This is a genomic window from Pseudomonas viridiflava (assembly GCF_900184295.1).
Classification (GTDB): Bacteria; Pseudomonadota; Gammaproteobacteria; order Pseudomonadales; family Pseudomonadaceae; genus Aquipseudomonas; species Aquipseudomonas viridiflava.
In genome coordinates this window covers 2,414,808-2,441,544 of the sequence record NZ_LT855380.1, presented here as the reverse complement: position 1 = coordinate 2,441,544, position 26,737 = coordinate 2,414,808, and the positions used below count along the sequence as shown (strand labels likewise).

Sequence of the window (26,737 nt, the reverse complement as noted above, 5' to 3'; positions counted from 1 at the left end):
GCAAATGAGAGCTCGCGCAACCGACCTGCACGAAATCCGAGTATCAGTGTCCGGACACACCGATAGTTACTTATCGGCACACATGGGCCTGAGCTTCAGCGCCCGCTGTCAATTTTTGCGATTGGATGACGTGTAATCGCAGATCAAACAGGGCTCAACATACGCGAGGACCTGGAGATTGGATCACTGTCGAGGATTTATTTTTGAAGGGCCGTGAGCGCTTCGGCTCACGGCGATAAGGCGGGATTGTTGCGAGACAGTTCGGGGCGATCAGGCGATGGCGGCAGTCTGCGCGGGCGCACGCACGGCTTCGGCTTCCAGCTCACGCACCAGCGGCAGGACGTGTTCGCCGAAATAGGCGACTTCTTCCTGGAAATGTAGGAATGCGGACAGCACCAGATCCACACCGACCGCCTTGAGCGCCACGATACGCTCGGCAATCTGCCGGGGCGTACCGATCAGGTTGGTCTTGAAACCGTCGTTGTACTGGACAAGGTCCTGGAAAGTGGACTTCGCCCAGTTACCCTCGCCCTCCGGACTTGCCTTGCCCGCCTGTTTCGCGGCATCACCAAAGGCATTGACCGCTTCCGGGTCTGCCTTGTCGACGATTTCGGACAGCACGGCACGGGCTTCTTCTTCGGTGTCACGGGCAATGATGAACGCGTTGACACCGATTTTCACGGAGTGCCCGTTGGCAGCCGCCTTGGCACGAATATCGTCGACCTGCGCCTTGATGCCCTCCAGAGTGTTGCCGTTGGTGAAATACCAGTCCGACACACGGGCAGCCATGTCACGTGCCGCTCTGGAGCTGCCGCCCTGAAAGATTTCCGGGTGCGGACGCTGGATGGGCTTGGGCTTGAGGGTGTAATCGTGGAAGCGATAGAAATCGCCCTTGAAGGTGAAATTATCGGTGGTCCAGATGCCCTTGAGTGCACGGATGAACTCTTCCGAACGGCGATAACGCTCGTCATGCTCCAGCCAGGGCTCGCCAATGGCAGTGAACTCGCCCTTGAACCAGCCGCTGACAATGTTGACTGCCACGCGGCCTGCCGTGAGCTGGTCGATGGTCGCCAGCTGCTTGGCAACCACGGAAGGCGTCCAGGGGCCGGGCAGAATCGCGGCGATGACCTTGAGCTTGTCTGTGGCCGCCAGCAGTGCATGACTGAACGCGACCGACTCGTGCTGGTATTCGGCGCCGTAACCGGCCGTGAAGCGAATCTGGGTCAGGGCGTATTCAAAACCGGACTTCTCGGCGATCTGCGCCAGCTTACGGTTGTAGTCGATGGTCCAGCTGGTGCGCTGTTCGATCTTGCTCACCACCAGGCCGCCGCTGACGTTCGGCACCCAGTACGCAAATTTGATAGGGGTCTGACTCATATCGTTACTCCTCTGGCTTCAGGGTCCCGGACACACGAATCGAGCGGGCTTGATGAACAGCAACAGAGCAGCAACCGTGCCACTGCAACATATCGAACCGAATCAACAAGTTGGACAGCCTGATGGAACACGCCAGCTGTCGGCAGCCCTGCAAGGTGTTGAGTGGGTGTTGCCCAGGCAACAGTCTGTGCCTTGTCTAAGGCCGTGGCCTGCAACACAATGCGCCCGCTCCATCTGCGACGATTCCCGCACGCAAGGCTGCAAGTGATGTTCGAACTCTCAAGCTACTTCGGTCTGTTCATGGCAGCACTGGGTGCGGCGACGCTGCTGCCCATGCAGTCGGAAACCGTGCTGGCCGGCATGCTGCTCAGCCAGGCCTATCCGGCCGTGGTGCTGCTCTGGGTAGCCACGCTGGGCAACGTACTGGGCTCGATCCTGAACTGGCTGCTGGGCCGTTCCATCATCCGACTGCGCCACAAGCGCTGGTTTCCGGCCAGTGAAGCGCAACTGGAAAAAGCCCAGCGCTTCTACCTGAAATACGGCTACTGGTCACTGCTTCTGAGCTGGGTGCCTCTCATCGGCGATCCACTGACGCTGATCGCGGGCGTTCTGCGCGAGCCGCTGTGGCGCTTTGTGCTGATCGTCACAGTGGCCAAGGGCGCGCGTTACCTGGTGGTGGCGGCACTGGTCACTCACGCGATTGGCTGAACCCGGCCTCAAAGGGTGACAGACGGTACTGAAACACACCGCTCATCGGCAACCGGATCCAAACCCGACGGAAGGCATGGCCACTGGCTATCCAGCACGCTTCGGTCAGCGTACTTTTGGATCCAATGAAGTCGTATTCGTCCGCAGGAGCACCGATGAAATTTCATGCCTGGTTTTTGATCCTCATGATCCCCGCCGTTTCCGCACATGCAGAAGCAAAACCCATCGCGGTTCCGATTGATCCTGCAGCGCAGCACGCGCTGGTGGACAAAAGCGGGACGATGACGCATCGCGTCGTGGTGACCAAACGCGAAAGCCTGCTCGGCGTGATCTATTCCAAACGCGTCTACAACTGCGACAACCATACGGTCAACCTGGTCGGCACAGGCGAGACGCTTGAAATCATGGAAAGCGCTCATGCTGTCAGCGGCATGGGACCTGTGATTCGCGACTCGACTGCGCAGTACATTCAGACCGAAGCCTGTAGCTGAGACGCTCCGCCACACCCCTCTCTGAAACCAGAGAACACCCCTTGCTGACCAGACACCGCAGCGCTTTGAACAAGTGCTGCGCGATCGCCTGCGCGCGCAATACACAAAAAATACTTGCACCTGAAGTATTACGGTATACCATCAGACAGACAACAATATGAAACTGTCGGCACACCGTGCAGAGGTAGCAAATGATCGACGCAACTGACTACAAGAACGTCATGGGCTCCTTTCCGTCGGGCGTTACCGTCATTACCACGCTCAATGAAGACGGCGAAGTCGTCGGCCTGACCGCCAGCGCATTCAGCTCCTTGTCGATGGACCCGCCGCTGGTCCTGTTCTGCCCCAACTACAGCTCCGACTCCTACGCGACGCTGATCAAAAGCAAACGCTTCGCCATCCACCTGCTTTCCGGCGGCCAGCAGGAAGAAGCCTACGCGTTCGCCCGCAAAGGCAAGCTGAAAGCCGAAGGCATCGAGTGGACACTGAGCGAACTGGGTAATCCACTGTTGAACAACGCCACGGCGATCATCGAGTGCGAACTGTGGCGCGAGTACGAAGGTGGCGATCACGCGATCATGGTCGGCGCGATCAAGAACCTGATTCAGCCGCAACAGCCTGTCGACCCGATGGTGTACTGCCGCGGCAAGATGAGCACGTTGCCTGCTCTGGCCTGAGTGACTTCACTCTTCCCACCCATTTGATAATACGGGTGCCGACCTAGCAGGCGCCCCGCTCTGATCGAGGTAAGTGTCATGAAATTTTCGCTGTTCGTGCACATGGAACGCTGGGACGAATCCGTCAGCCACCGCCAGCTCTTCGAAGACCTGACCGAACTGACGCTGATGGCCGAAAAAGGCGGTTTCAGCACGGTCTGGATCGGCGAACACCACGCGATGGAATACACCATTTCCCCAAGCCCCATGCCCTTGCTGGCGTATCTGGCGGCCAGAACCGAGACCATTCACCTGGGCGCAGGCACCATCATCGCGCCGTTCTGGCACCCGTTGCGGGTCGCGGGCGAATGTGCATTGCTTGACGTGATCAGTAACGGACGCATGGAAGTCGGCCTGGCGCGTGGCGCGTATCAGGTCGAGTTCGACCGCATGGCAGGCGGCATGCCCGCTTCCGAAGGCGGCAAGGCGTTGCGCGAGATGGTTCCGGTGGTACGTGCGCTGTGGCAAGGCGACTACGCTCACGACGGCGACATCTGGAAATTCCCGACCTCGACCTGCGTGCCAAAGCCCATCAATACACCGCCGATGTGGATCGCCGCGCGCGATCCGGACTCGCACAATTTTGCGGTAGCGAACGGCTGCAACGTCATGGTCACGCCGTTGATGAAAGGCGATGAGGAAGTCGTCGACCTGAAGAACAAGTTCGAGGCCGCGCTGGCCAACAACCCAGGCGTGCCGCGTCCGCAGCTGATGGTGCTGCGTCACACCCATGTGCATGCGACGGACGATCCTGAAGGCTGGAAAGTCGGCGCGAAAGCGATCTCGAAATTCTATCGCACCTTCGACGCCTGGTTCGGCAACAAGCAGACGCCGGTCAATGGTTTCCTGGCACCGAGTCCTGAAGAAAAGTTCGCGGAGCGCCCCGAATTCACCCTCGAAAGCCTGCACAGGACGGCAATGATCGGCACGCCGGAAGAGATCATTCCGCGCATCAAGTACTACCAGGAACTGGGTGTCGACGAGTTCAGCTTCTGGTGCGACAACAGCCTGCCGCATGCCGAGAAGAAGAAGTCGCTTGAGCTGTTCATCAAGCACGTGGTGACAGCGTTTCGGTAAAGTTTCGCCGACACGGCGCTGCCTCGCAGCAAACACAGGGCTGTTGAGGAAGCGCCGAACCTGCTTCTGCCCGAAGGGCGTGGGAGCTCTCGGAGGTTACGATGGCAGCGATGGGCTGCGCAGCAGCCCCTGAGTGCACCTGATACACCGCGTGCGCAGGTTTTGCTGCCGGTTCCCGGCAGATCGCCGGCAAGCCGCCTCCCACGGTCAACTGTTTGCGGCGCCACAGCGCTACGTCGAAAACGTAGTGGCGCACCCACAACATCGCGCCTGACCTCAATGGTTATAGGCGCGTTCGTTGTGCTCGGACAGGTCCAGGCCCAGCTCTTCGACAGTCTCGTGAGCTCGCAGTCCAATGAGCGCCTTGACCACCTTGAGAATCACCCAGCTCACCGCAAAGCAATAAACCGTGGTGAACAGTACGCCCTTGATCTGCGCAACGACCTGCGCGCCCATGGTCACGTCCGGTACCAGACCGCCCATGGATGGCACGCAGAACACGCCGGTCAGCACAGCGCCGATCATGCCGCCGATCCCATGCAGGCCGAATACGTCGAGGCTGTCGTCGTAGCCCAGGCGTTTCTTCAATACGGTCACACTCAGGTAGCAGAACACCCCGCACAACACGCCGATCGCCAACGCGCCACCCACGCCGACATACGCACACGCGGGTGTAATACCTACCAGACCGGCCAAGGCACCGCTGGCCAGACCCAATGCACTGGGTTTGCCGACCTTGAACCACTCGGTGAACATCCAGCCGAGAATCCCTGCGCAAGCGCCGACCTGAGTGTTGAGCATGACGATTCCGGACGTGCCGCTCAGACCGCCGCCTGAGCCGATATTGAAACCGAACCAGCCGACCCAGAGCATTGCTGCACCGGCCATGGTCAGGCTCAGGTTATGGGCAGGCATCGGTGTGTTCTGATAACCCTTGCGTTTGCCGAGCACCAGACAGGCCGCCAGTGCCGCGACACCTGCGTTGATGTGCACGGCAGTGCCACCGGCAAAATCCAGTACGCCCCAGTTATGCATCAGCGCACCCGCTCCGCCCCAGACCATGTGCGCCACCGGGGCGTAGACAAAAGTGAACCACAGCGCCATGAACAGCAGCGCGGCCGAGAATTTCATGCGCTCGGCGAAGGCACCGGCAATCAGCGCCGGGGTGATGATGGCGAAGGTCATCTGGAAGGTCACGAACACGCCTTCTGGAATATCACCGACCAGACTGTCGGGCGTCATGCCCGCAAGAAACGCGCGACTCAGCCCGCCGACAAAACTGTTGAAGGTCACCTGCCCTTCGACCATGTTGCTGGTGTCGACGACCATGCTGTAGCCATAGATCACCCAGAGCACGCCCACCACACCGGCGATGCCGAAACACTGGGTGAACAGCGATAGCATGTTCTTGGCGCGCACCAGCCCGCCGTAAAACAACGCCAGCCCCGGAAGGCACATGAACAGCACCAGCACCGCAGCCGTGATCATCCAGGCGGTACTGCCGGTGTTGAGTGTGGGGGTTTCTGCGGCCTGCACCAGCGGGGCGAAAATGCCGAGTGCCAGTGATGCCAGAAGGGGTTTGCCGAGTAGACGATTGACCATGTTCAAAGCTCCCGCAAATGAATGGAAAAGTGCCGGGCAGAAAACCAAGGTATTTAGCTGAAGCAGTGGGCCTTCAAGGCCTCTTAGGGGTGACTTGCCGCCATGACTTCGCGGCACGGTTGTGACTCAGACTTTGGATTCAGTGAGCCGAGCGCATGGCTCAAGTCACCTTTTCGCCCCTCGGCGACTTACTTTGAGAGGCCAAAGTAAGCAAAGCCTTTTGCTCCGGTTCCGGCCCCGGCTTCGCCGGGGTTCCTTCGTCCTGACACTGATTCGGGGGTCGCTGCAAATGGGCCATCCATGGCCCAGTGCAGCTCAATCGGCATCCATGCCGATTGCCCCCCGAATCAGCGCCAGGACTCAGCCTTCACCCACGTCGCGTTCTGCAGTGTTCTCACTATCGCGCTACAAAAGGACATCAGTACCGCTGCCTCTCCAGATAGCCAGATGCCTTGTGTATAACGATGAGCGCGGAGCATGGGCACGATCGATGTCCTGAAGATCAATACCCGCTGCCACCTCCAGGAATCCACGACGTTCCGGCCAGCGGCACGCGGGCCATGGCGGCCGACTCGACGGTCAGGGCCACGAGGTCTTCGGGGTCCAGGTTGTGCAGGTGCGACTTGCCGCAGGCGCGGGCCATGGTCTGGGCTTCCAGCACCAGCACGCGCAGGTAGTTGGCCAAGCGGCGGCCGCCTTCCACCGGGTCGAGGCGCTTGGACAGTTCCGGATCCTGCGTGGTGATGCCTGCCGGATCACGACCGTTCTGCCAGTCATCGTAGAAACCCGCCGCCGAGCCGATCTTCTTCAACTCTTCGTCCAGACGCGGGTGGTTGTCACCCAACGCAATCAGCGCGGCGGTACCAATAGCTACGGCATCGGCACCCAGCGCCATGGCCTTGGCCACGTCCGCGCCGTTGCGAATACCGCCGGAGACGATCAACTGCACCTTGCGATGCATGCCCATTTCCTGCAACGCCTGAACCGCTTGCGGAATGGCGGGCAGAATCGGGATGCCGACGTGTTCGATGAACACCTCCTGAGTCGCCGCCGTGCCGCCCTGCATGCCGTCCAGCACGATCACGTCAGCGCCCGCCTTCACCGCCAGCTTGACGTCGTAATAAGGACGACTGGCCCCGATCTTCACGTAGATGGGTTTTTCCCAGTCAGTGATCTCACGGATCTCGGCAATCTTGATCGCCAGGTCATCCGGCCCGGTCCAGTCGGGGTGACGACAGGCCGAACGCTGATCGACGCCCACCGGCAAGGTGCGCATGCCCGCAACACGTTCGGTGACCTTCATGCCCAGCAGCATGCCTCCGCCGCCCGGCTTGGCACCCTGCCCCAGCACGATTTCGATGGCATCGGCCTTGCGCAGATCGTCCGGGTTCATGCCGTAACGTGACGGCAGGTATTGATAGACCAGATGCTGCGACTGGCCGCGCTCTTCAGGCGTCATGCCGCCGTCACCCGTCGTGGTGCTGGTGCCGGCGATAGTTGCACCGCGGCCCAGTGCCTCCTTGGCGTTGGCCGACAACGCACCGAAGCTCATGCCTGCGATGGTCACCGGAATTTTCAGGTACAGCGGCTTCTTGGCGAAACGGTTGCCAAGCACCACGTCGGTACCGCATTTTTCGCGATAGCCTTCCAATGGATAACGGGAGACGCTGGCGCCAAGCAGCAGCAGGTCGTCGAAGTGCGGCAGCTTGCGCTTGGTGCCGCCGCCGCGAATGTCGTAGATGCCGGTTTCGGCTGCGCGCTGAATTTCCTGGATGGTCAGGCGATCAAACGTCGCCGACTCGCGCAGGACCGGGGCTTTGGGAGTTGAGGAATCGCTCATGGTCTTGCTCCTGAATCAGTACGCGGAGGCGTTATCGACTTTGAAGTTGTACAACTGACGGGCCGAACCGTAGCGTTTGAAATCTGCGGCCTTCTCGTTGAAACCTGCGCGATTGAGCAACTCCTGCAATTCCTGCAGATGCTCTTCGCGCATCTCCTTGGCGATGCAGTCCGAGCCCAGAGACTCGACCTTGCCTTTGACGTAGATCCGGGTTTCATAGAGCGAGTCGCCCAGCGCATCGCCCGCGTCGCCGCAGACCACAAGCCTTCCGGCCTGGCCCATGAAGCAGCTCATGTGGCCGATGCTGCCGCCGACCACAATGTCGATGCCCTTCATGGAGATCCCGCAACGGGCACCGGCGTCGCCTTCGATCACCAGCAGTCCGCCGTGGGCCGTGGCACCGGCAGCCTGCGAGGCGCTGCCCTTGACCCGGACCGCGCCGGACATCATGTTTTCCGCGCAGCCGACGCCGACATTGCCGTGCACGGTGATCGAGGCTTTCTGATTCATGCCGGCGCAGTAATAACCCGCATGGCCCTGAATATCGATGGAGATGGCTTCGTTGACTCCGACCGCCAGGTTGTGAGCGCCGTCGGGGTGAGTGACCACCCATTCGCGGTCTTCCAGTTGCCTGACCTGATCGTGCAGGGCCTGATTGAGGTCACGCACGGTGGCGTTGGACAGATCGATGGTTTTCATGTGCGTGCTCCTTAGGCCGACTCGCGTTCCCAGATGTACATGGTGGCCGGGACAGGTTCCCAGACCCTGGCGTGCTCGATGCCCGGCAGGCTGGACAGCGCCTGATACTCCGAGGCCATGGCGACATAGTCATCGGTTTCGGCGAGGATGGCCGGCTTGCAGGCAATCGGGTCGCGAATCACCGCAAAACCATTGCGCGTGCCAATGGCAAAGGTGAAGAAGCCGTCGAGGTCTTCGAGGGATTTGTCGAGGGCCTGCTTGAGGGTATCGCCCTGCTGCAGACGCCAGGCCAGATAACCGGCGGCGACTTCGGTGTCGTTGTCGGTTTCGAAATGAATGCCTTCACGACGCAGGTTCTGGCGCAGGCGGAAGTGATTGGACAGCGAGCCGTTGTGCACCAGACACAGGTCGGCGCCGGTGGAAAATGGATGACTGCCTTCCATGGTTACAGCGCTTTCGGTGGCCATACGGGTGTGGCCGATGATGTGGCTGCCTTTCATCGAGCCCAGCCCGAAGCGTTGGGAAATCGCCCTCGGCAGGCCCATGCCCTTGAGGATCTCGATGCTTTGTCCGGCGCTCATGATGCGCACGGTCGGCGCCAGTTGCGACAGCAAGGCGCGCACCGGCGCTTCTTCGGCCTGGACTTTAAGGACCACGGCGCTGGCGTTCTGAAACCAGTCCAGCGGTACGGCCAGTCTGTCTTCGATCCCGGCAATCAGCGCCTTGAAGTCATAGTCCTCAGTGGTCGCCTGCAAGGTCAGCTTGATCCAGCCATCGGCCACTTCATCACCGTAAATGGCGAAGCCGGCGCTGTCGGGACCGCGATCGGTCATGGCTTCGAGCATCGGCTCGAACAACTGGCCGAGCTGCGACTCCAGCGCCGGATTTTTCAGGTAAAGCCCTACGATTCCACACATGACTCAACTCCTGGGCAGAGACGCCCCGCCCACCGGCAAGACGTCGAAAACGGTTGCTTGACGATCCGGCAGATCAGAAGAATTCGATGTAACGCTTCACTTCCCAATCGCTGACATGGCGGCTGTATTCCACCCACTCCATGCGTTTGAGGCGCACGAATTCGCCGACGATCTCGTTGCCCAGCACTTCGGCGAACAACGGGTCGGCTTCCAGCGCATCGCAGGCTTCCTTGAGCGACTGCGGCAAGGTCTTGATGCCACGTGCCGCAATCTCTTCAAGGCTCAGCTTGTAGAGGTTCTCGTTGCAGACATGATCGATTTCCAGTTGGCGGTCGATACCGTCCAGGCCTGCGGCGATGATCGCGGCGCTGACCAGATAGGGATTGCAACCGGCGTCCGGCAGGCGAAATTCCAGGCGGCCATAAGGCACCCGCACCATGGCTGAACGGTTGTTGGCACCAAAGGCGATGAACGCGGGCGCCCACGTCGCGCCTGACAGCGAGTTGCCCACCACCAGACGCTTGTAAGAGTTGACGGTGGGTGCAGCGAACGCACACAGCGCCGGTCCATGCGCCAGCAGGCCAGCGGCAAAGTGGTAGGCCATCTTCGACAATCCCATGCCGCTGGGGTCGCTGGCGTCGTGGAACAGGTTCTTGTTGCTGGCGCTGCCGATCGACAGGTGAAAGTGCATGCCGTTGCCCGCGCGCTTGGGGTCGGGCTTGGGCATGAACGAGCAGATCATGCCCATGTCGTTGGCGATTTCGCCTGCGGCCATGCGGAAGAAGGTGAAGCGATCGGCGGACTCCATCGCGTCGCTGTAGGTGTAATTGATCTCGAACTGGCCGTTGGCGTCTTCATGGTCGATCTGATAGATGTCGAAGCCGACGGGCTGTAACGCCTCGGTCAGGCGCTCAAGAAACTCCCGGGAACGCGACAGGCCTTTGTAGTCGTAGCAAGGCTTGTCGAGGTTGTCGCTGGCGTCGACCATTTGCAGGCTGCCCGCAGCATCGCGCTTGAACAGGCTGAACTCGGGCTCGAGGCCGGTATTGAGGGTCCAGCCACGCTGGGTCAGACGCTCGACCTGTTGCTGCAGCACGAAACGGCTGTCGTAGGGCCAGGGTTTGCCGTCCACATGCCCGATGCACACCACCCGCCCATACCCCGGCTGCCACGGCACCGGCGTCAGCGACGACAAATCGCCCTTGGCCATGAAATCAGGCCCGTGCGGCTCCATGCCCATGCCGCAGATGGCAAATCCGGCGAAACCGGCGCCGTCTTCGGCGACCATTTCCAACCCTGAGACAGGCACCGATTTGGTCTTCGACGAGCCATGAATGTCCACGAACTGAGCCAGCACGTATTTGATGCCGTGTTGTTCGATCAGACGCTGTGTTTCGGGTGGCAACATGAGACTTGTCTCCTGGCATGAGCAAAACGTTTCAGGTAAGAACCGCAGTTTCACCCTCCGCCGGATTATATTCCGATCAGGAAAGTTAATTTCCCAATAGGAATGCAAAGCGCTTGCCAGTTTGGTATGCCAGAAGTCGGATGCGTCAGAGAGGAGAAATTCAGCTGTTTATATGGGAAACTCGTTTTCTCTCCGGGAATAAATCGCTCAACAGGCGGACGCGCTGCACATTCCCAGTGCGAAATAAAAATTAACGAGCGGAAACCGTGCACAGCCGATGACAGACCAGATGAACACGCCGAACGAAACGCCGCCCAAGCTCAAACTTGAGCAATACCTGGGCATCCAGATCAAGCGCCAGCGTCAGGCTCAAGAACTGAAACTGGCCGATGTGGCCCGCATTGCCGGAATCAGCCAGGGCATGCTGAGCAAGATCGAGAACGCCCAGGTCTCTACCAGCCTCGATAACCTCAGCCGTCTGTGCGATGTGCTGGGCATGCCGATGTCCAAGCTGTTCAGCCAGTACGATCAACAAGGCAGCAGCGCCTTGCTGGTCAAGGCCGATGAAGGTCTGGAAGTGGTCAGGCGCGGCACGGAGAAAGGCCATACCTATCACCTGCTCAATCACACGCGAGGTCCGAAGAAGAGTTTCGAGGCGTACATGGTGACCATGGACGACGCGAGCGAAGAGTTCCCGACCTTCTCCCACCCAGGCACCGAGTTTCTGCACCTGCTGGAGGGCGAACTGATCTACCGCCACGGCAATCAGCTTTACCCGATGCAGGCGGGCGACAGCCTGACGTTCGACGGCGACATTCCCCATGGGCCGGAACAACTGGTGCAGGTGCCGATCAGGTTGTTGTCGATCATGAATTACGGCGCACAGGGAGAGTAGATCGCGCCACCTGAGCCATTCTGCTCGCTTCTGCGCTGCCCTTGAAGAACGCTGCGCCAACTCGATAAGCCTTGCATAGCCTTACCCACCTGGGACGCGGAGCGTCCCGGGAGGCATTACCACGCAGAGCGTGGTAACGATCACTGATCTCCAGCACACCGATCGTGCCCATCGCTCCGCGCTCATCGTTATACACAAATCGGCCTCGACACTGATCGTGCCCATCGCTCCGCGTGGGCATGCATCCCGTGACGCTCCGCGTCACAAATGGCACAGATTGCGGATTCAGTGAGCCGAGCGCATGACGTGGATAACGCTGGAGCTTGTCCACGCATCTGCGCCACATTCGAGAGCGGACGCGGAGCGTCCTGAGCGGCATTCCCACGCGAAGCGATGGGAACGATCACTGATCTCCAGCACACCGATCGTGCCCATCGCTCCGCGTGGGCATGCAGCCCGGGACGCTCCGCGTCCCAAATGCGTCTGACGACGCAGATTCCTCGTCCGTACGCTGAAACGCGAAGCGTCCTGGGCGGGACGCACCTAAAATATTCCCTTCACTCAATAAAGTTTCCAGAAACCTCTGGACGCTGCATTTCCTTTCGCCTATAAAACAGTCTTAGTGAATATTTAATTCCTGATAGGAATTTTTATTCATTCATCAAAACAGTTTTTACCCCTGAACATTTTTGCCTCACCGAGCTGCCGCCACCTTTCAGAGGACTGACCATGCAACACGAGAAGAACCATTTCATCCTGAAGATCAGTTGTCCGGCGACGTCCGGGATCGTGGCGGCAGTCACGTCGTATCTGGCAGGCAATCAGTGCTACATCGGTGAAATGGCCCAGTTCGACGATGAGTTCAGCGGTACGTTTTTCATGCGTGCGGTGTTTCGTTTCAATGACGGGCATGCGGGCGATATCGAGCAGCTAAAGGCCGGCTTCGATGCGGTAGCCAGTGATTTTTCGATGCAGTGGGAGCTGCACGATACGCGTCGGCCGATGCGCGTGCTGTTGATGGTCAGCAAGTTCGACCACTGCCTGACCGACCTGCTCTACCGCTATCACAAGGGCGAGATGGACATGACCATCACCGCCATCGTGTCCAACCACCTGGACCTGCGGCCGATGGCCGAGCGTGAGGGGATTCGATTTATCTATCTGCCGGTGACCAAAGACACCAAGGCCGAGCAGGAAGCGGCGTTGATGCGAGTGGTCGATGAGACCGGAACCGAGCTGGTGGTGCTCGCACGCTACATGCAGATTCTCTCCGACGAGCTGTGCCGCCAGCTCTCGGGCCGGGCGATCAATATCCACCACTCCTTCCTGCCCGGGTTCAAGGGCGCCAAGCCTTATCACCAGGCCTACGAGCGGGGCGTAAAGCTGATTGGTGCAACCGCGCATTACGTGACCAGCGATCTGGACGAAGGCCCGATCATCGAGCAGGAAGTGCAGCGCGTAGATCACGTGTACCTGCCGGACGATCTGGTCGCAGCAGGCCGTAACACCGAAACCATCGCACTGTCCCGTGCCGTGAAATATCACTTGGAACATCGGGTGTTTCTCAACACTGACCGAACGGTGATTTTCCGATGAACCAGGCCCGACTCATTGATGGCAAGGCCTCAGCCGCAAAAGTGCTGCAGCAGGTACGCGACGAGGTGCAGAGCCTCAAGGCCGAGGGTATTTCACCGGCGCTGGCGGTCATTCTGGTGGGCGACGATCCGGCCAGCGAAGTCTACGTGCGCAACAAGATCCTGCGCGCCGAGGAAGCCGGAATCCGCTCATTGGAGTACCGCCTGCCCGCCGACAGCTCACAGGCCCGCGTGCTGGCGGTGATTGCCGGGCTCAATGCCGACCCGAGCGTGAATGGCATTCTGCTGCAACTGCCGCTGCCTGCACACATAGAAGAAGCCTGCGCGCTGCAGGCCATCGACCCGGCCAAGGACGTCGATGGTTTTCACAGTGAAAACGTCGGCGGTCTGAGTCAGGGCCGCGAGGTGCTGACGCCCTGCACACCCAGTGGCTGCATGCACCTGTTACAGGAAACCTGCGGCAACCTGACGGGCAGGCACGCGGTGGTGATCGGTCGCTCCAACATCGTCGGAAAACCCATGGCCGCCCTGCTCCTTCAGGCGCATTGCTCGGTAACCGTCGTGCATTCGCGCAGCACGGACGCCAAGGCCCTGTGCCAACTGGCCGACATCGTGGTCGCCGCCGTCGGCCGTCCTCGCATGATCGACGCCAGCTGGCTCAAGCCCGGCGCGGTGGTGATCGATGTAGGCATCAACCGCATTCAGGATCAGGGCCGAAGCCGACTGGTCGGCGACGTGGATTTCGACAATGTCTTGAACGTGGCATCGGCCATCACCCCGGTGCCCGGTGGCGTCGGCCCGATGACCATCGCCTTTCTCATGAAAAACACCGTGACCGCTGCCCGCCAGCAGTCCCGTGCGCAACGCAGCCAATCGGAGGCCGTATGCCTTTCAATCTATTGAAATACGGGCTCAGCCCGGAGTACCCGGTCGATGTTGACCTGCCTGCGCCCAAGGAGCTGAAAAAGGCTTATGACGTGGTGATCATCGGCGGCGGAGGTCATGGCCTCGCTACGGCTTACTACCTGTCCAAATACCATGGCATCACCAACATCGCGGTGCTGGAAAAAGGCTATCTGGGCGGCGGTAATACAGCGCGCAACACAGCAGTGATCCGTTCCAATTACCTGACCAGCGAAGGCGTCCGGTTCTACGCCGAGTCGGTAAAAATGTTTCAGGGCCTGTCCAACGAATTCGATTTCAACATCATGTATTCCGAGCGCGGCCAACTGACCCTGGCGCATACCGACGCCACGGTGCGTTCGTTCCGCCAGCGTGCCGAGGTCAACAAGCATTTTGGCGGGCGCACCGAGATGATCGACCGTCAGCAGATTCGCGAACTGGTGCCCAGCCTCAACCTTGATCCCGGACATCTTCCCGTGCTTGCCGGGCTGTGGCACATCGACGGCGGCACTGCACGGCACGACGCCGTCGCCTGGGGCTACGCCAAGCAAGCGGCCAAGCGGGGGGTGGAGATCCATCAGCTCACCGAGGTGCAGGAACTGGTGATCGAGAACGGCGCCATCACGGCGGTCAAGACCAACCGAGGCACCATCCACTGTGGCTGCGCCGTGCAGGCGGTCGCGGGCATGAGTTCGCAGATGATGAAAAAGGCCGGTATTAGCTCGCCGATCCAGACGTTCCCGTTGCAGGCCATGGTCACCCAGCCGTTCAAGCCGTTCCTCGACCCGCTGGTGAGCTCTTCAGCGCTGCATTGCTACGTACAGCAGACCAGCCGTGGCGAAGTGGTGTTTGGCGGCGGATCGGACCCCTACCCGCTGTTCAACACCCGCTCCACGCTCGACCTGAAGGAAAGCCTGCTGGCCCATGCCATCGAGATGTTTCCTTTTCTGGCCAACGCCAAGCTGATGCGCCAGTGGGCCGGGATCACCGACATGACCCCGGACTACAGCCCGATCATGGGCCTTTCGCCGGTGAAGAATTATTACCTGGACGCAGGCTGGGGCACCTGGGGGTTCAAGGCGACGCCCATCTGCGGCAAGACCATGGCCGAGTTGGTCGCCAGCGGCGGCAAAGTCCCGGAGCTGATCAAGCCCTTCGCCCTGGAGCGGTTCTCCACCTTCCAGCAAGTCAACGAAATGGGCGCAACCGCGGCCAGCCACTGACCCGTTATCGAGTAAGGAGCGATACATGAAAATCATGACCTGCCCGCTCAACGGGCCACGCAATATCAGTGAATTCACCTACGGCGGCGAGTTCAAGCACATGCCAGACCCGCAGACGTGCAGCGATGCCGAGTGGGCCGATTACGTATTCAACAGCGAAGACACGCTGGGCGTGGTGCGCGAATGGTGGATGCACAACCCGTCCAGCTATTGGTTTCTGGCCGAGCGCCACACTGCAAGCGACCAGATCATCCGCACGTTCGACCCACGGGAAGTGTTCACCGCCCGTATCGACTTCACACCGATGCCCTCCAAGGAGATCGCAGGATGAACACCCCCGCCCGCCTGCCCGCGCCCATGGGTCTGCTGATCGACCGCAACCAGCCGCTCACTTTCAGTTTCGACGGCAAGACGTATCAGGGCCTGCAAGGCGACAGCATCGCCAGCGCCCTGTTGGCCAACGGTCGCTTTCTGCTCTCGCGCTCGTTCAAGTACCACCGCCCGCGCGGCCCGCTGACCATGGCCGGGCAGGACGCCAACAGCCTGATCCAGTTGCCCCACGAGCCCAACGTGATGGCCGACACGTTCGCGCTGCAGCAAGGCCTGCACGCCAGCGGACAGAACTTCAACGGCTCGCTGGATAACGACAAGGACGCGGTGCTGGGCAAGTTCTCGAAGTTCATGCCGGTCGGTTTCTACTATCGCTCGTTCTACAAGCCAAAAGGCATGTGGAAAATCTGGGAGCCGATCATTCGCAAAAAGGCCGGCCTGGGTGTGCTGGACCTGAAATTCCAGCCGGAGTATTACGACAAGGCCTACCTGTTCACTGATCTGGCAATCATTGGCGCCGGGCCAGCAGGCTTGCAGGCTGCTCTGACCGCCGCCAATGCCGGTGCTCAGGTGCTCCTGATCGAACAGCAGGCGATTCTCGGCGGTTCGTTGACCTACGCTCGTTTCGACCTCGATGGTCAGCGCGCCGGTCAGGTACTCAGTGAGCTGGTCGAGACAGTGGAAAGTCACGCCAACATCCGCGTGCTCAAACAGGCGACCTGCAATGCCTGGTTCACCGACAATTACCTGCCGGTGATTCAAGGCAAGCGCCTGTACAAGGTCCGCGCCACGCAGTGTCTGGTGTGCAGCGGATCGTTCGATCAGCCGGTGATCTTCCGCAACAACGACCTGCCCGGCGTGATGCTGACCAGCGCCGTCCAGCGCCTGATGAAACTGTACGCGGTCAAACCCGGCAAACGCGCGGTAGTGCTGACCGGTAACGATGACGGTTATCTCGCGGCGCTGGACCTCAACGATCAGGGCGTGGACGTCGTCGCGGTTGTCGACATGCGCCCCCATGCATCCGACCGGGCACTGCAGAACGCCGTCGAACAACGCGGCATCACCTGCCACATGAACACCACGGTGTTCGAAGCGCTGCACGAAAAAGGCATGCGCCACGTCAGCGGCGCGGACCTGCGCAAGATCACCGGCCAGGGACAGGTGGCGAACAGCGGCCTGACCGTCGAGTGCGATCTGCTGTGCATGTCGGGTGGTTACATGCCCGCCTACCAGTTGCTGTGTCAGGCGGGCGGCAGGCTCGACTATGACGACACCCAGGCCGAGTTCGCCATCAGCGGATTGCCGCAGAACCTGGGCATCGCCGGTTCCGTCAACGGCTGTCACGCGCTGGATAACGTGCTGGCCGACGCGACGCGCGCAGCAGCCGATGTGCTCAAGGCTCTGGGCCTCACCTTTGACGGTAACCCGCCTGCACTGCGCAACGAAGCGCGGGTCAATTTTGCCTGGCCGATCTTCCCGCACCCCAAAGGCAAGGATTTCGTCGACTTCGATGAAGACCTACAGGTGCGCGACATCGTCAACGCTACCCGGATCGGCTATCGCGACATTCAACTGGTGAAGCGCTACTCCACGGTCGGCATGGGCCCTTCGCAGGGTCGTCACTCGGCGCTGCCGACGGCACGCCTGGTCGCGGCTTCGACCCAGCGCAGTATCAGCGAAACCGGTGTTACCACAGCACGCCCGCCGTTCGAGGCTGAAAAACTGGCGCATGTGGCAGGCCGCGCCTTCGATCCATACCGGCAAACGCCCATGCATCGCCGCCACGTTGAAGCAGGCGCGAAGATGATGCCAGCGGGCATCTGGCAGCGCCCGGCGTTCTACGGCAAGCCGCCGCAACGCGATGCGTGCATGCAGGAAGAAGCTGCGCACGTACGCAACAAGGTCGGGATCATTGATGTGTCGACCCTCGGCGGGCTGGATATCCGTGGGCCGGACGCCGCTGAACTGCTCCAGCGCATGTACACCTTCGCGTTTCTCAAGCAGCCAGTCGGCCGGTCGCGCTACGCCCTGATGACCAATGAACAGGGCGTGGTGATCGACGACGGCGTGTGCGCGCGCTTTGCCGAGCAGCATTTCTACGTGACCGCGACCACCAGCGGCGTGGATCGCATCTATCAGCAGATGCTCAAGTGGAACGCACAATGGCGTCTGAATGTGGACATCACCAACGTCACGGCAGCGATCTGTGCGGTCAATGTGGCAGGTCCCGACTCGCGCAAGGTACTCGAGCAGGTGTGCAACGATCTGGATCTGTCTTCGGAAGGTTTCCCCTATCTGGGCGTGCGTCAGGGCACCGTGGCTGGCATCAAGGCGCGCCTGCTGCGGGTCGGTTTCGTCGGTGAGCTGGGTTACGAGATCCACGTAGCGGCGCGTCACGGGCTCAAGCTCTGGGACGCCCTCATCGAAGCGGGTCGTGCCTTTGATATGCGCCCGTTCGGCGTTGAAACCCAGCGTCTGCTGCGCCTGGAAAAAGGTCATGTGATCATCAGCCAGGACACCGACGGCATGACCCACCCGGCCGAGATCGACATGGGATGGGCGGTGAGCCGGACCAAACCTTTCTTCGTCGGCCGTCGTTCGGTGGACATCCTCGAAGCCCAGCCACAGAAACGCAAACTGGTGGGCTTCACCCTGCCCAAGGCCAGTCCGCAACCGCTCGAAGGCCATCTGGTGCTCAAGGGGCCGGACATCAGCGGCAACGTTACCTCCTGCGAATACTCGCAGACACTGGGCAGGATCATCGGGCTGGCCTACGCCGCGTTCGACCAGAGCACGCCCGGCCAGCAGATTCCGATTCGCGTCGAGGACGGCGTGGTGGTCCAGGCCACCGTGGTGAAACTGCCTTTCTTCGATCCCGACAATCAGCGCCAGGAGCTTTGAACCATGACCAGCCTTACTGCAGAACGCTCTGTTGGACTTGACCCGATGCCGCTGTGCACGCTGGAGGACCTGACCGACCTGCCACGCGTCGGCTTTCGCGGCACGGACAGCGCCGCCTACCTGACTGCACGCGGCTTCAGCCTACCCGACGTGCCCAACCGCGCAGTGACCCAGACAGATGGCAGCCACGTGGCCCGCCTGTCCCAGACCGAATACCTGCTGTTGGGCAGCGCGCAGGATCAAGGCCAACGCATCGCCGATGAAGAAGCCAGCTGGGAGATGGATCACAACGCCAACTATCTGCTGCCACGGGAAGACAGCCACGCGTGGCTGCAACTGAGCGGGGTGTGTATCAGTGAGGTGATGGCCAAGCTGTGCGGCGTCGACCTGCGCGCGCAGGCGTTCCCGCCCAGCGCCGTGGCCCAGACCTCGGCGGCGCGTATCAACGTGATCGTGGTGAATGTCGGGGCGCGATCGGTGCCGTGTTTCCAGATCCTGTTCGACCGCGCATCGCTGACCTACTTCAAGGATGCGCTGCTGGATGCGATGACAGAGTTTGATGGCGTGAGTGTCTGAGCGCGCTGTGGGCTGCATGGCCACGCGGAGCGATGGGCACGATCAGTGTTGAGGCTGATGTGTGTTTAACGACGAGCGCAGAGCGTGTGCCGTATCAACTGCGGAGCTAGCCATGACTGACACGACTGAAAAGGACACCGATTACATCGTCCCCGCCCTCGCCCGCGGGTTGAGTGTGCTGGGTATGTTTTCAGCGCAGACCCGCTCGCTCGGCATGCACGATATCGCCGAGCGGCTGGGGGTCAGCACGTCGGCGGTGTACCGGATTCTGTTCACCCTGACCGACATGGGCTATCTCGACAAAAACGGCACGCAGTACGAACTGGGTGCGCGGGTGATCAGTGATGGTTTCAGTTATCTGGCCAGCCGCGACATTGTCGACGTCGCGATGCCACACCTGAACCGGCTGCGCGATCAGTCTTCGCTGTCCTGCCACCTGAGCATTCGTGAGCAGACCGACAGTCTGTACCTCTACCGGGCGTTCGCTGCGCAGCGTCTTTCGGTGAATGTTCCGGTCGGGACTCGCATCGCCTGCCACTGCACGGCCATGGGTCGCATGCTGCTGACGGCACTGGACGACGCTGAGCTGAGCAGGCTTTATCAGCACATTCGTCTGGACGACTACCCTGCCCCGGCACCGCGCACGCTGCCTGAACTTCAGGCAATGACGAGGCAGGACCGCGAGCGCGGCTGGGTTCTCCATCGCTCGGACTATTCAACTGCAATCGCCACGTCAATCAAGGACCACGCGGGCAAGATCACGGCGGCCATCAACCTGTCGGGCCCGGACGCCATCATGGACCCGGATGGCGCGCGGGAGCGATTTCAAGACCTTCTACTGGCGTGCAGCGAACGCATCAGCAGTGAGCTGGGTTACCGCCCCTGATCCAGAAACGACACAAATGCCTGATAACGTCATCCTGTTTAAAGATTCCAGGTAGAACGCCGACCTGCTAGTGGTAGACCATAAGACAGCGCTCCCGAGTGATGACATGGTTCGACAGACTGCACACAGATGCAGCGCCCAACACACGGTAGTAATGGACACTCCGGAGCTCACATGAACATCAAACAGAAGCTGACCTGGGCATTCGCAGTGATTGCGTGCCTTCCGATCATTGTGGTGGCAACGATTGTCGTCGTGAATCTGCGCGACGAGGCGACCAAGGATTTTGTAGACGGCAGCGGGCGAGAGATTCGTCAGGTCGATAACGCCATGCAGCTGTTCTTCGATGGCATCACCCAGAACGTCAACTACATCGCCGCGCACCCACTGATCGCCGGTGCCAGCGACGATTTCAGAAACTACATGGGCGCAGCCGCAACAGCGCAGTCGGAAAATGACAGGCAAGCCACCGAGCTGTTCGCCAGCATCGCCAAGGCACACCCGGCTTACTCCTACGTGTCCTACGGCCTGATCAACGGCAGCTACATCATGACGCCGGAAGACCCGAGGATGAGCAACTACGACCCTCGCGTCCGCCCCTGGTACAAGACCGCGATGGCCAACGTCGGCAAGACCGTGCGCAGCGATGCCTATTACTGGGCCGCCGACGACGCGGTGCTGGTCAGCACCATCCGCGCGATTCCCAACAAGCTCGGCAACCCCGGCGGCGTGGTCAACATCGACGTGTCGCTCAAACAGCTGACTAACATCGTCAAACAGATCAAGCTGGGCGAAAGCGGCTATCTGATGCTGATGGAAAAGAACGGCACCGTGCTGGTCGATCCCAAACAGCCGGAGCACAACTTCAAGAAGCTGGGTGAACTGGGTGACGGCTTTGCCGAACTGGCCAAGACCAGCAGCGGCCTGGTCGAACTCACCCTCAACGGCGAGCGTTATATGGCCAACGTCTACCCGTCCGATCAGTTGGGCTGGAACTTCATCGGCCTGATCAGACAGGACGAAGTCATGGCCTCGGCCACGCGTCTGACCTGGCTGATCGGCGTCATCGCTGCCGTGCTGGCACTCGTGTTCGCCATTGTCGGAGCCAGCTTCGCCAGAGTCATCGTGCGTCCGATCCATAGCGTTTCGACCGGTCTGGAAGGCATCGCTGAAGGTGAAGGCGACCTTACCCATAACCTGACCGTACGCGGCAACGACGAGACCGCGCAACTGGCGGGCTGGTTCAACAAATTCCTGACTGCGATTCGCAGCCTGATCCAGCACATCGGTCAGGCAGCGCACAAGATTCTCGAGGCGTCGCACAGCTCCACTCGCGTGTCCAACGACATGGCCGAAGCGGCAGGCCGTCAGCGTGAAGCGGTAGACATGGTGTCTACGGCGTTCCATGAGATGGTCGCGACCTCCAACGAAGTCGCCCGCTCCTGCAGCCAGGCGGCTGACTCTGCCGACAGCGGTCAACAGCAAGCCCGTGAAGGTCAGCGCCAGATCGACGATGCGGTGCGCAGCGTCGATCAACTGAGCGAGGAAATCGCCCGCTCGGCCAAGGACGTGACGCAACTGGAAAAGGACAGCATCGACATCCAGTCGATTCTGGCCACCATTCGCTCGATTGCCGAACAGACCAACCTGCTCGCGCTCAACGCAGCCATCGAAGCCGCGCGTGCCGGTGAACAAGGCCGCGGATTCGCCGTGGTAGCTGACGAGGTTCGCGCGCTGGCCAAGCGCACTGCCGACTCGACGGCCGAGATCGACACGCTGCTGGGCAACCTCGCCAAGCGCACCAAGTCCGTGGCGCAGCAGATGAATGCGAGCCTGGATGTGTCGCAGCAGTCGGTGACCAAGATCGGCCAGGCGCGCAGCAGCTTCGGCCAGATCCGCGAGTCGGTGGACGTGATCCGCGACATGAACACCCAGATCGCGACCGCCGCCGAAGAGCAGCATCAGGTGGCCGAGGACATCAACCGTCACATCAGCCAGATCCATGGCGATGCGCAACTCATCGCCACCCTGTCCGACTCGGCCCGCGCCGACTCCAGCAGCCTGGCGTCGCTGTCCAACGAGCTGGATGCACTGGTGCGCAAGTTCAAGACGTGATGGCAAGGGCATCTGGAAAACGCCAGCGCCCACGAACACCGCGTGATTGATTGAGGGCGAACGCTTTTTGTGGGAGGCGGCTTGCCGGCGATAGCTTCAGTTCTGTCACAGGCATGTCGCCTGAGAAAACGAATCGTCGGCAAGCCGCCTCTTGTCAAACTCTCTGTAATTTACTGATGCGCACGCGCGCGTGCTTCTGCCCGAAGGGCGTAGGAGCTCTCGGAGGTTACGACGGCAGCGATGGGCTGCGCAGCGGCCCTGAGCTTACATCTGGCATACCGCGTGTGCAGGTTTTGCTGCCGGTTCCCGGCAGATCGCGGGCAAGCGCGCTCCTACGGTCTGTGTTTGCCACGCGACAGCTTATGCGTCGAAGACATGGTGAGACGTCTGCTACAACGCAGCGGATTAAATACTCGGGTATCAAGCAATGGATGCCTCCACCCACCTACCCCCGCAACAAAACTTCCTCCCCGAACCATCCCGCCAGAAAATCCAGCATGGTGCGCAAGGTCGCCGACTGGTGCTGGCGCGAGGTGTAGATGCCGTGCATGCCCAGCGTGCGGGGTTGGTAGTCAGGCATCAGTGCGACTAGCTTCCCACTGGCCAGCAATGGCGCTGCCGAGTGAACCGGCTGCAGGGTGATCCCCGCACCTGCCACTGCCGCTTCCAGCAGTACCACCGAGTCATTGGCGCTGAGATTGCCGCCCACCGGCACACTCAGTGGCTGTCCTGCCTGAATGAACTCCCAAAGACTCTTGCCGAAGTAGGAATAGGTCAGGCAATTGTGACTGCTCAACTCCTGCGGCCGGACCGGAGTGCCACGGGCCGTCAGATAAGCGGGCGAGGCACACATGACCGAATCGCAGGTTCCTAGCGGTCGGGCAATAAGGTTGGGGTCCAGTTGATTGGTGATTCGAATCGCCAGATCAATCCGTTCGCCCACCAGATCAACCGCCTGATTGCCGATCAGCAAATCCACAGACGTGCCGGGATAGCGCAGCAGATAAGCCGTCACCGCCGGTGCCAGCACCGCCTGTGCCAGCGATTGGGAACAGGCAATGCGCAACATGCCGCGAGGCTCGTCCACCTGTGTATCGGCCGCCAGCGGCATGGCATCGGCCAATTCCAGGAGCTGCTGACAGCGTACCAGCGTTACCTGACCGGATGCGGTCAGACCGAGCTTGCGCGTGGTGCGGTGCAGCAGGCGTGCGCCCGCCCAGGTTTCCATTTGCGCCAGATAGCGCGTAACCATGGCCCGGGACATGTCCAGCGAGTCGGCGGCAGCGATCAGGCTGCCCCGCTCGTTGATGGCGATGAACACCCGAGCCGCCATGATGCGATCCATGATTCGTCCGATCCAGGCAACCGATAGTTGCCAATAGTAGGGCTTTTGTTTCACTTCAAGCAACCTAAGATATGGCCACTCCCGTTCTGCCACTTGAAAAGGTCGTTCCCATGTTGCGCAGTGCCCTGTTTGCCCTCTCCTTTGCCACACTTTTTCCGCTGGCCGCCCAGGCCGCCGATCCGCTGAAGATCGACGTCTACAACCCGGCCGAAAAAGCCATCTTTCCGGTCTCCTCCGAACTGATCACCGGCCAGCATGACGCGGTGCTGATCGACGCCCAATTCCAGCGCAACGACGCCGAAGCGCTGGTGCAGAAGATCAAGGCCAGCGGCAAAAAACTCACCACCGTCTACATCAGCCATAGCGATCCGGATTACTACTTCGGTCTGGACGTGATTCAGGCAGCGTTCCCGGAGGCGAAGATTGTTGCCAGCGAACCGACCGTGAAAGCCATCAAGGCATCGATGCAAGGCAAGCTGGCCTATTGGGGTCCGATCCTCAAGGACAACGCGCCGGCCAAACTGGTCCTGCCTGAAGTGCTCAAGGGCGATCATCTGACTCTGGAAGGCCAGCCACTGGAAATCAAGGGTCTGCAAGGCCCAACACCGCAACGCAGTTACGTGTGGATTCCGTCGCTCAAGGCCGTTGTCGGTGGCGTCGTGGTGTCCAGCGGCATTCACGTCTGGGTCGCCGATACCCAGACGCCGAAATCCCGTCAGGACTGGCTCGCCACGCTCAAGGGCATCGAAGCCTTGAAGCCGACCACCGTCATTCCGGGCCACTATCTGGGCGAGGTGCCTGAAGGGACCAAGGCTGTCACGTTCACCGCCGACTACCTCAAGTCTTTCGAGAAGCACGCTACCAAGGCCAAGGATTCCGCCGCGCTGATCGACGCCATGAAAAAGGCCTGGCCGCAACTGGCAGAACCGAGTTCCCTGGAGCTGAGCGCCAAGGTGATCAAGGGCGAGATGAAGTGGCCGAACTGATCTGATCAGTCGCTGGCGCGCTTCATGCTGGCAGGCCGCTGTTATCGCAGCCTGCCAGCGCGACTACACCGCAAACAGCCAGCGAAATGCGTAGAAACAGCCCATGCCCAGCACCACACTGGTCAGCACGCGTTTGGTCCAGAGCATCAAGACGATGGTGCACAGTGCACCCAGCAAGTACGGATTGGTCAGACTCAGCTCCAGCCGGTGTTCAGGCAGAAAGATGATCGGTCCACAAATGGCGGTCAGCATGCCGGGCACGGCGAAGCCGAGAAAATCCCGTGCATTGCGCCCCAGCGTGAACGGCAGGCGCGGCTCCAGAAACACATAGCGATTGAAAAACACCGCCAGCCCCATTCCCATGATCACGGCAAAGATCATGGTGCCTCCTGCCCCAGCGCGCGTTTGACGACGAAGCCTGCGGCCATGCCTGCAATTCCGGCCAGCACCAGCGCCGCACTCCAGTGCCAGTAGCTGAACAACACCGAGCAGAACAGCGAAACGGCCACGCATACCACCACCGGCAGATTACGCACCAGCGGCGTGACCAGGGCGATGAAGGTGGCGATGATCGAGAACTCCAGCCCAAGATGTTCCAGCCCCGGAAAGCTGTTGCCCAGCACGATGCCCAGAAAGGTGAACAGGTTCCAGATCAGGTAGAACGTCAGCCCGACGCCGAGGGCGAACCAGCGATTGAACGACGCGCCACCGTGCTGGCTGTTGAGGGCGAAGAATTCGTCGGTCAGCAGAAAGCCCAGGCTCATTCGCCAGCGCAACGGCAGCCGTGAGAGCGTCGGGCGCATGTGCAGACCATAGAGCAGATGCTGGGAGGTCAACAGCAGCGTCGTCAGCAGAATCGAGCCGATCCCTGCCCCGCTTTTCAGCATGCCGATGGCGACGAGTTGCGCAGCGCCGGCAAAGACGATGACTGACAGGCCCTGGCTTTCCAGCGGCGTGAGATTGGCTTCCAGCGCCAGAGACCCGGCCAGCAGGCCCCATGGCGCACAGGCCAACGACAGCGGCATGACCGCAATCGCGCCCTGGCTGAACGCCTGATAAGCAGATGAAGAACGAAACATGAACAACCGCATGACCGATTATGGGGCAGCAACTTTCGCAGAATCCCGGGCGCGCGTCTTGAACATTCTTGCGGGTTGCGATGGTTGGGGGGGGCGTGCAGATCGGCATTCCCATGCGGAGCACTCAGCGTTATATACAAGTCATCTGGCTGTCCGGAGAGAAAGCGGCAGTGATGCGCTTTTTTAGCGCGATCGCATGAACACCGCAGAACGCGACGTGGGTGAAGGCTGAGTCCTGGCGCTGATTCGGGGGGCAATCGGCATGGATGCCGATTGAGCTGCACTGGGCCATGGATGGCCCATTTGCAGCGACCCCCGAATCAGTGTCAGGACGAAGGAACCCCGGCGAAGCCGGGGCCGGAACCGGAGCAAAAGGCTTTGCTTACTTTGGCCTCTCAAAGTAAGTCGCCGAGGGGCGAAAAGGTGACTGGAGCCATGCGCTCGGCTCACTGAGTCCGCAGTCCGTGCCATTTGTGACGCGGAGCGTCACGGGAGGCATGCCCACGCGGAGCGATGGGCACGATCAGTGTTGAGGCAGACTTGTGTATAACGATGCTCTGCGTCCCATCGGGTCTGTTCACTTAACTGTTTCAGGAGCCCGCGCCACGATAAAAGGCCTGATGCACCTATGGTCAGACGCCTCGCACAATGGCTATGCTGCGCCCCATGAATGCATCGCTTCCCACCCGAAACCCTTGCCCACCCGGCGTCTGCGATTGCGAACGGGATCGGCTCGATGCGCCTGACGCCGACCGGCGGATTCTGCTGCTGACCCGCGATCAGGAGAAGCGCCTGCTTGAGCGTCTCGAGGCCATCACCAGCCTGGGCGATCTGGAACACGTGCTGCGCAAGATCGAAACGCAACTGGGCGTCCGTGTAGAGGTCATGCCGGGCTTCAACGAGGTGCGCACGATGCGCGGCATCACTATAGTCGTGGAACAGAAAATCGGTGTCTGCCGCAAGACTCGCCAATCCATCCCCGCCGCCATCAGACGGGCGCTGGAAGCCAACCCGCACATCGCCTGGCAATTGCTCAACGCCAACGACCTGCTGCGCGACGCCTGA

At 60.6% G+C, this 26,737-nt stretch carries 24 protein-coding genes and 1 pseudogene; 16 read left to right on the top strand and 9 right to left on the bottom strand.

Features of this window, described 5'->3' with window-relative positions; all coding sequences use genetic code 11:
* Positions 1-270: 270 nt before the first annotated feature.
* A complete protein-coding gene (gene sfnG / locus CFBP1590_RS11305; protein ID WP_029243524.1) occupies positions 271-1,377 on the bottom strand; it encodes a dimethylsulfone monooxygenase SfnG in 1,107 nt (368 codons plus the stop codon).
* Positions 1,378-1,644: 267 nt separating this feature from the next.
* Between sfnG and CFBP1590_RS11300 the strand changes: the two genes are divergently transcribed.
* From CFBP1590_RS11300 to CFBP1590_RS11285, 4 genes are all read left to right on the top strand, one after another.
* Positions 1,645-2,085 carry a YqaA family protein gene (locus tag CFBP1590_RS11300; protein ID WP_058431582.1) on the top strand — a complete coding sequence of 147 codons (441 nt, stop codon included), beginning with the start codon at positions 1,645-1,647 and terminating at the stop codon, positions 2,083-2,085.
* Positions 2,086-2,240: 155 nt separating this feature from the next.
* Complete coding sequence (locus CFBP1590_RS11295; RefSeq protein ID WP_058431581.1) at positions 2,241-2,576, top strand: hypothetical protein; 336 nt, start codon at positions 2,241-2,243, stop codon at positions 2,574-2,576.
* A 191-nt stretch (positions 2,577-2,767) separates the two neighbouring features.
* Positions 2,768-3,253 carry a flavin reductase family protein gene (locus CFBP1590_RS11290; RefSeq protein ID WP_004886439.1) on the top strand — a complete coding sequence of 162 codons (486 nt, stop codon included), beginning with the start codon at positions 2,768-2,770 and terminating at the stop codon, positions 3,251-3,253.
* A 78-nt stretch (positions 3,254-3,331) separates the two neighbouring features.
* Complete coding sequence (locus CFBP1590_RS11285; protein WP_088235022.1) at positions 3,332-4,369, top strand: LLM class flavin-dependent oxidoreductase; 1,038 nt, start codon at positions 3,332-3,334, stop codon at positions 4,367-4,369.
* A 276-nt stretch (positions 4,370-4,645) separates the two neighbouring features.
* Here the strand turns inward: CFBP1590_RS11285 and CFBP1590_RS11280 are convergent, their stop codons facing one another.
* From CFBP1590_RS11280 to glnT, 5 genes are all read right to left on the bottom strand, one after another.
* On the bottom strand, positions 4,646-5,971 hold the full coding sequence (locus CFBP1590_RS11280; protein WP_025994685.1) for an ammonium transporter: 1,326 nt from the start codon (positions 5,969-5,971) through the stop codon (positions 4,646-4,648).
* Positions 5,972-6,473: 502 nt separating this feature from the next.
* A complete protein-coding gene (locus tag CFBP1590_RS11275; RefSeq protein WP_029241146.1) occupies positions 6,474-7,811 on the bottom strand; it encodes an FMN-binding glutamate synthase family protein in 1,338 nt (445 codons plus the stop codon).
* A 15-nt stretch (positions 7,812-7,826) separates the two neighbouring features.
* A complete protein-coding gene (locus CFBP1590_RS11270; RefSeq protein ID WP_088235021.1) occupies positions 7,827-8,510 on the bottom strand; it encodes a GltB/FmdC/FwdC-like GXGXG domain-containing protein in 684 nt (227 codons plus the stop codon).
* 11 nt (positions 8,511-8,521) lie between these two features.
* On the bottom strand, positions 8,522-9,427 hold the full coding sequence (locus CFBP1590_RS11265; protein WP_088235020.1) for a class II glutamine amidotransferase: 906 nt from the start codon (positions 9,425-9,427) through the stop codon (positions 8,522-8,524).
* Positions 9,428-9,500: 73 nt separating this feature from the next.
* The gene (gene glnT / locus CFBP1590_RS11260) at positions 9,501-10,835 is read right to left on the bottom strand and encodes a type III glutamate--ammonia ligase (RefSeq protein ID WP_004886420.1); all 1,335 of its coding nucleotides are present in this window, start codon (positions 10,833-10,835) and stop codon (positions 9,501-9,503) included.
* A gap of 289 nt (positions 10,836-11,124) precedes the next feature.
* Between glnT and CFBP1590_RS11255 the strand changes: the two genes are divergently transcribed.
* The 10 genes and pseudogenes from CFBP1590_RS11255 to CFBP1590_RS28410 all read left to right on the top strand — a co-directional run bounded on the left by CFBP1590_RS11255 (position 11,125) and on the right by CFBP1590_RS28410 (position 22,262).
* The gene (locus tag CFBP1590_RS11255) at positions 11,125-11,730 is read left to right on the top strand and encodes a helix-turn-helix domain-containing protein (RefSeq protein WP_025994689.1); all 606 of its coding nucleotides are present in this window, start codon (positions 11,125-11,127) and stop codon (positions 11,728-11,730) included.
* 729 nt (positions 11,731-12,459) lie between these two features.
* On the top strand, positions 12,460-13,326 hold the full coding sequence (gene purU / locus CFBP1590_RS11250) for a formyltetrahydrofolate deformylase (protein WP_088235019.1): 867 nt from the start codon (positions 12,460-12,462) through the stop codon (positions 13,324-13,326).
* Positions 13,323-14,228, top strand: coding sequence for a bifunctional methylenetetrahydrofolate dehydrogenase/methenyltetrahydrofolate cyclohydrolase FolD (gene folD, locus CFBP1590_RS11245; protein ID WP_088235018.1), 906 nt, complete (start codon positions 13,323-13,325; stop codon positions 14,226-14,228). The genes purU and folD overlap by 4 nt, the downstream gene beginning before the upstream one ends.
* Positions 14,210-15,451, top strand: a complete 1,242-nt coding sequence (locus tag CFBP1590_RS11240) for an FAD-dependent oxidoreductase (protein ID WP_088235017.1) — start codon at positions 14,210-14,212, stop codon at positions 15,449-15,451. The genes folD and CFBP1590_RS11240 overlap by 19 nt, the downstream gene beginning before the upstream one ends.
* Before the next feature lie 25 nt (positions 15,452-15,476).
* Positions 15,477-15,782 (top strand): sarcosine oxidase subunit delta, encoded by a 306-nt coding sequence (locus CFBP1590_RS11235; RefSeq protein ID WP_004888307.1) that lies wholly within the window; start codon positions 15,477-15,479, stop codon positions 15,780-15,782.
* Complete coding sequence (locus CFBP1590_RS11230) at positions 15,779-18,685, top strand: 2Fe-2S iron-sulfur cluster-binding protein (RefSeq protein ID WP_088235016.1); 2,907 nt, start codon at positions 15,779-15,781, stop codon at positions 18,683-18,685. Before CFBP1590_RS11235 ends, CFBP1590_RS11230 begins: the two co-directional genes overlap by 4 nt.
* A 3-nt stretch (positions 18,686-18,688) precedes the next feature.
* Positions 18,689-19,261 (top strand): sarcosine oxidase subunit gamma, encoded by a 573-nt coding sequence (locus CFBP1590_RS11225; RefSeq protein ID WP_088235015.1) that lies wholly within the window; start codon positions 18,689-18,691, stop codon positions 19,259-19,261.
* Positions 19,262-19,373: 112 nt separating this feature from the next.
* Positions 19,374-20,147, top strand: a complete 774-nt coding sequence (locus CFBP1590_RS11220; RefSeq protein ID WP_004888303.1) for an IclR family transcriptional regulator — start codon at positions 19,374-19,376, stop codon at positions 20,145-20,147.
* Positions 20,148-20,276: 129 nt separating this feature from the next.
* Positions 20,277-21,404: pseudogene (locus CFBP1590_RS28415) on the top strand (cache domain-containing protein); the annotation flags it as partial.
* A gap of 90 nt (positions 21,405-21,494) precedes the next feature.
* Positions 21,495-22,262: a methyl-accepting chemotaxis protein gene (locus tag CFBP1590_RS28410; RefSeq protein ID WP_374729059.1), complete on the top strand. Its 768-nt coding sequence runs from the start codon at positions 21,495-21,497 to the stop codon at positions 22,260-22,262.
* Positions 22,263-22,707: 445 nt separating this feature from the next.
* On the opposite strand, the gene CFBP1590_RS11210 is transcribed toward CFBP1590_RS28410, so the two are convergent.
* Positions 22,708-23,607 carry a LysR family transcriptional regulator gene (locus CFBP1590_RS11210; protein ID WP_088235013.1) on the bottom strand — a complete coding sequence of 300 codons (900 nt, stop codon included), beginning with the start codon at positions 23,605-23,607 and terminating at the stop codon, positions 22,708-22,710.
* A gap of 110 nt (positions 23,608-23,717) precedes the next feature.
* Between CFBP1590_RS11210 and CFBP1590_RS11205 the strand changes: the two genes are divergently transcribed.
* Entirely contained in the window at positions 23,718-24,593 is an 876-nt protein-coding gene (locus CFBP1590_RS11205; RefSeq protein ID WP_058431572.1) for an MBL fold metallo-hydrolase, read from the top strand.
* Between the two features lie 63 nt (positions 24,594-24,656).
* On the opposite strand, the gene CFBP1590_RS11200 is transcribed toward CFBP1590_RS11205, so the two are convergent.
* Together CFBP1590_RS11200 and CFBP1590_RS11195 are read right to left on the bottom strand one after the other, a co-directional pair.
* Complete coding sequence (locus CFBP1590_RS11200) at positions 24,657-24,974, bottom strand: branched-chain amino acid transport AzlD family protein (RefSeq protein WP_058431571.1); 318 nt, start codon at positions 24,972-24,974, stop codon at positions 24,657-24,659.
* Positions 24,971-25,672: an AzlC family ABC transporter permease gene (locus CFBP1590_RS11195; RefSeq protein ID WP_058431570.1), complete on the bottom strand. Its 702-nt coding sequence runs from the start codon at positions 25,670-25,672 to the stop codon at positions 24,971-24,973. The genes CFBP1590_RS11200 and CFBP1590_RS11195 overlap by 4 nt, the downstream gene beginning before the upstream one ends.
* Positions 25,673-26,338: 666 nt before the next feature.
* Here CFBP1590_RS11195 and CFBP1590_RS11190 point away from each other — a divergent pair.
* Positions 26,339-26,737, top strand: a complete 399-nt coding sequence (locus CFBP1590_RS11190) for a hypothetical protein (RefSeq protein WP_088236395.1) — start codon at positions 26,339-26,341, stop codon at positions 26,735-26,737.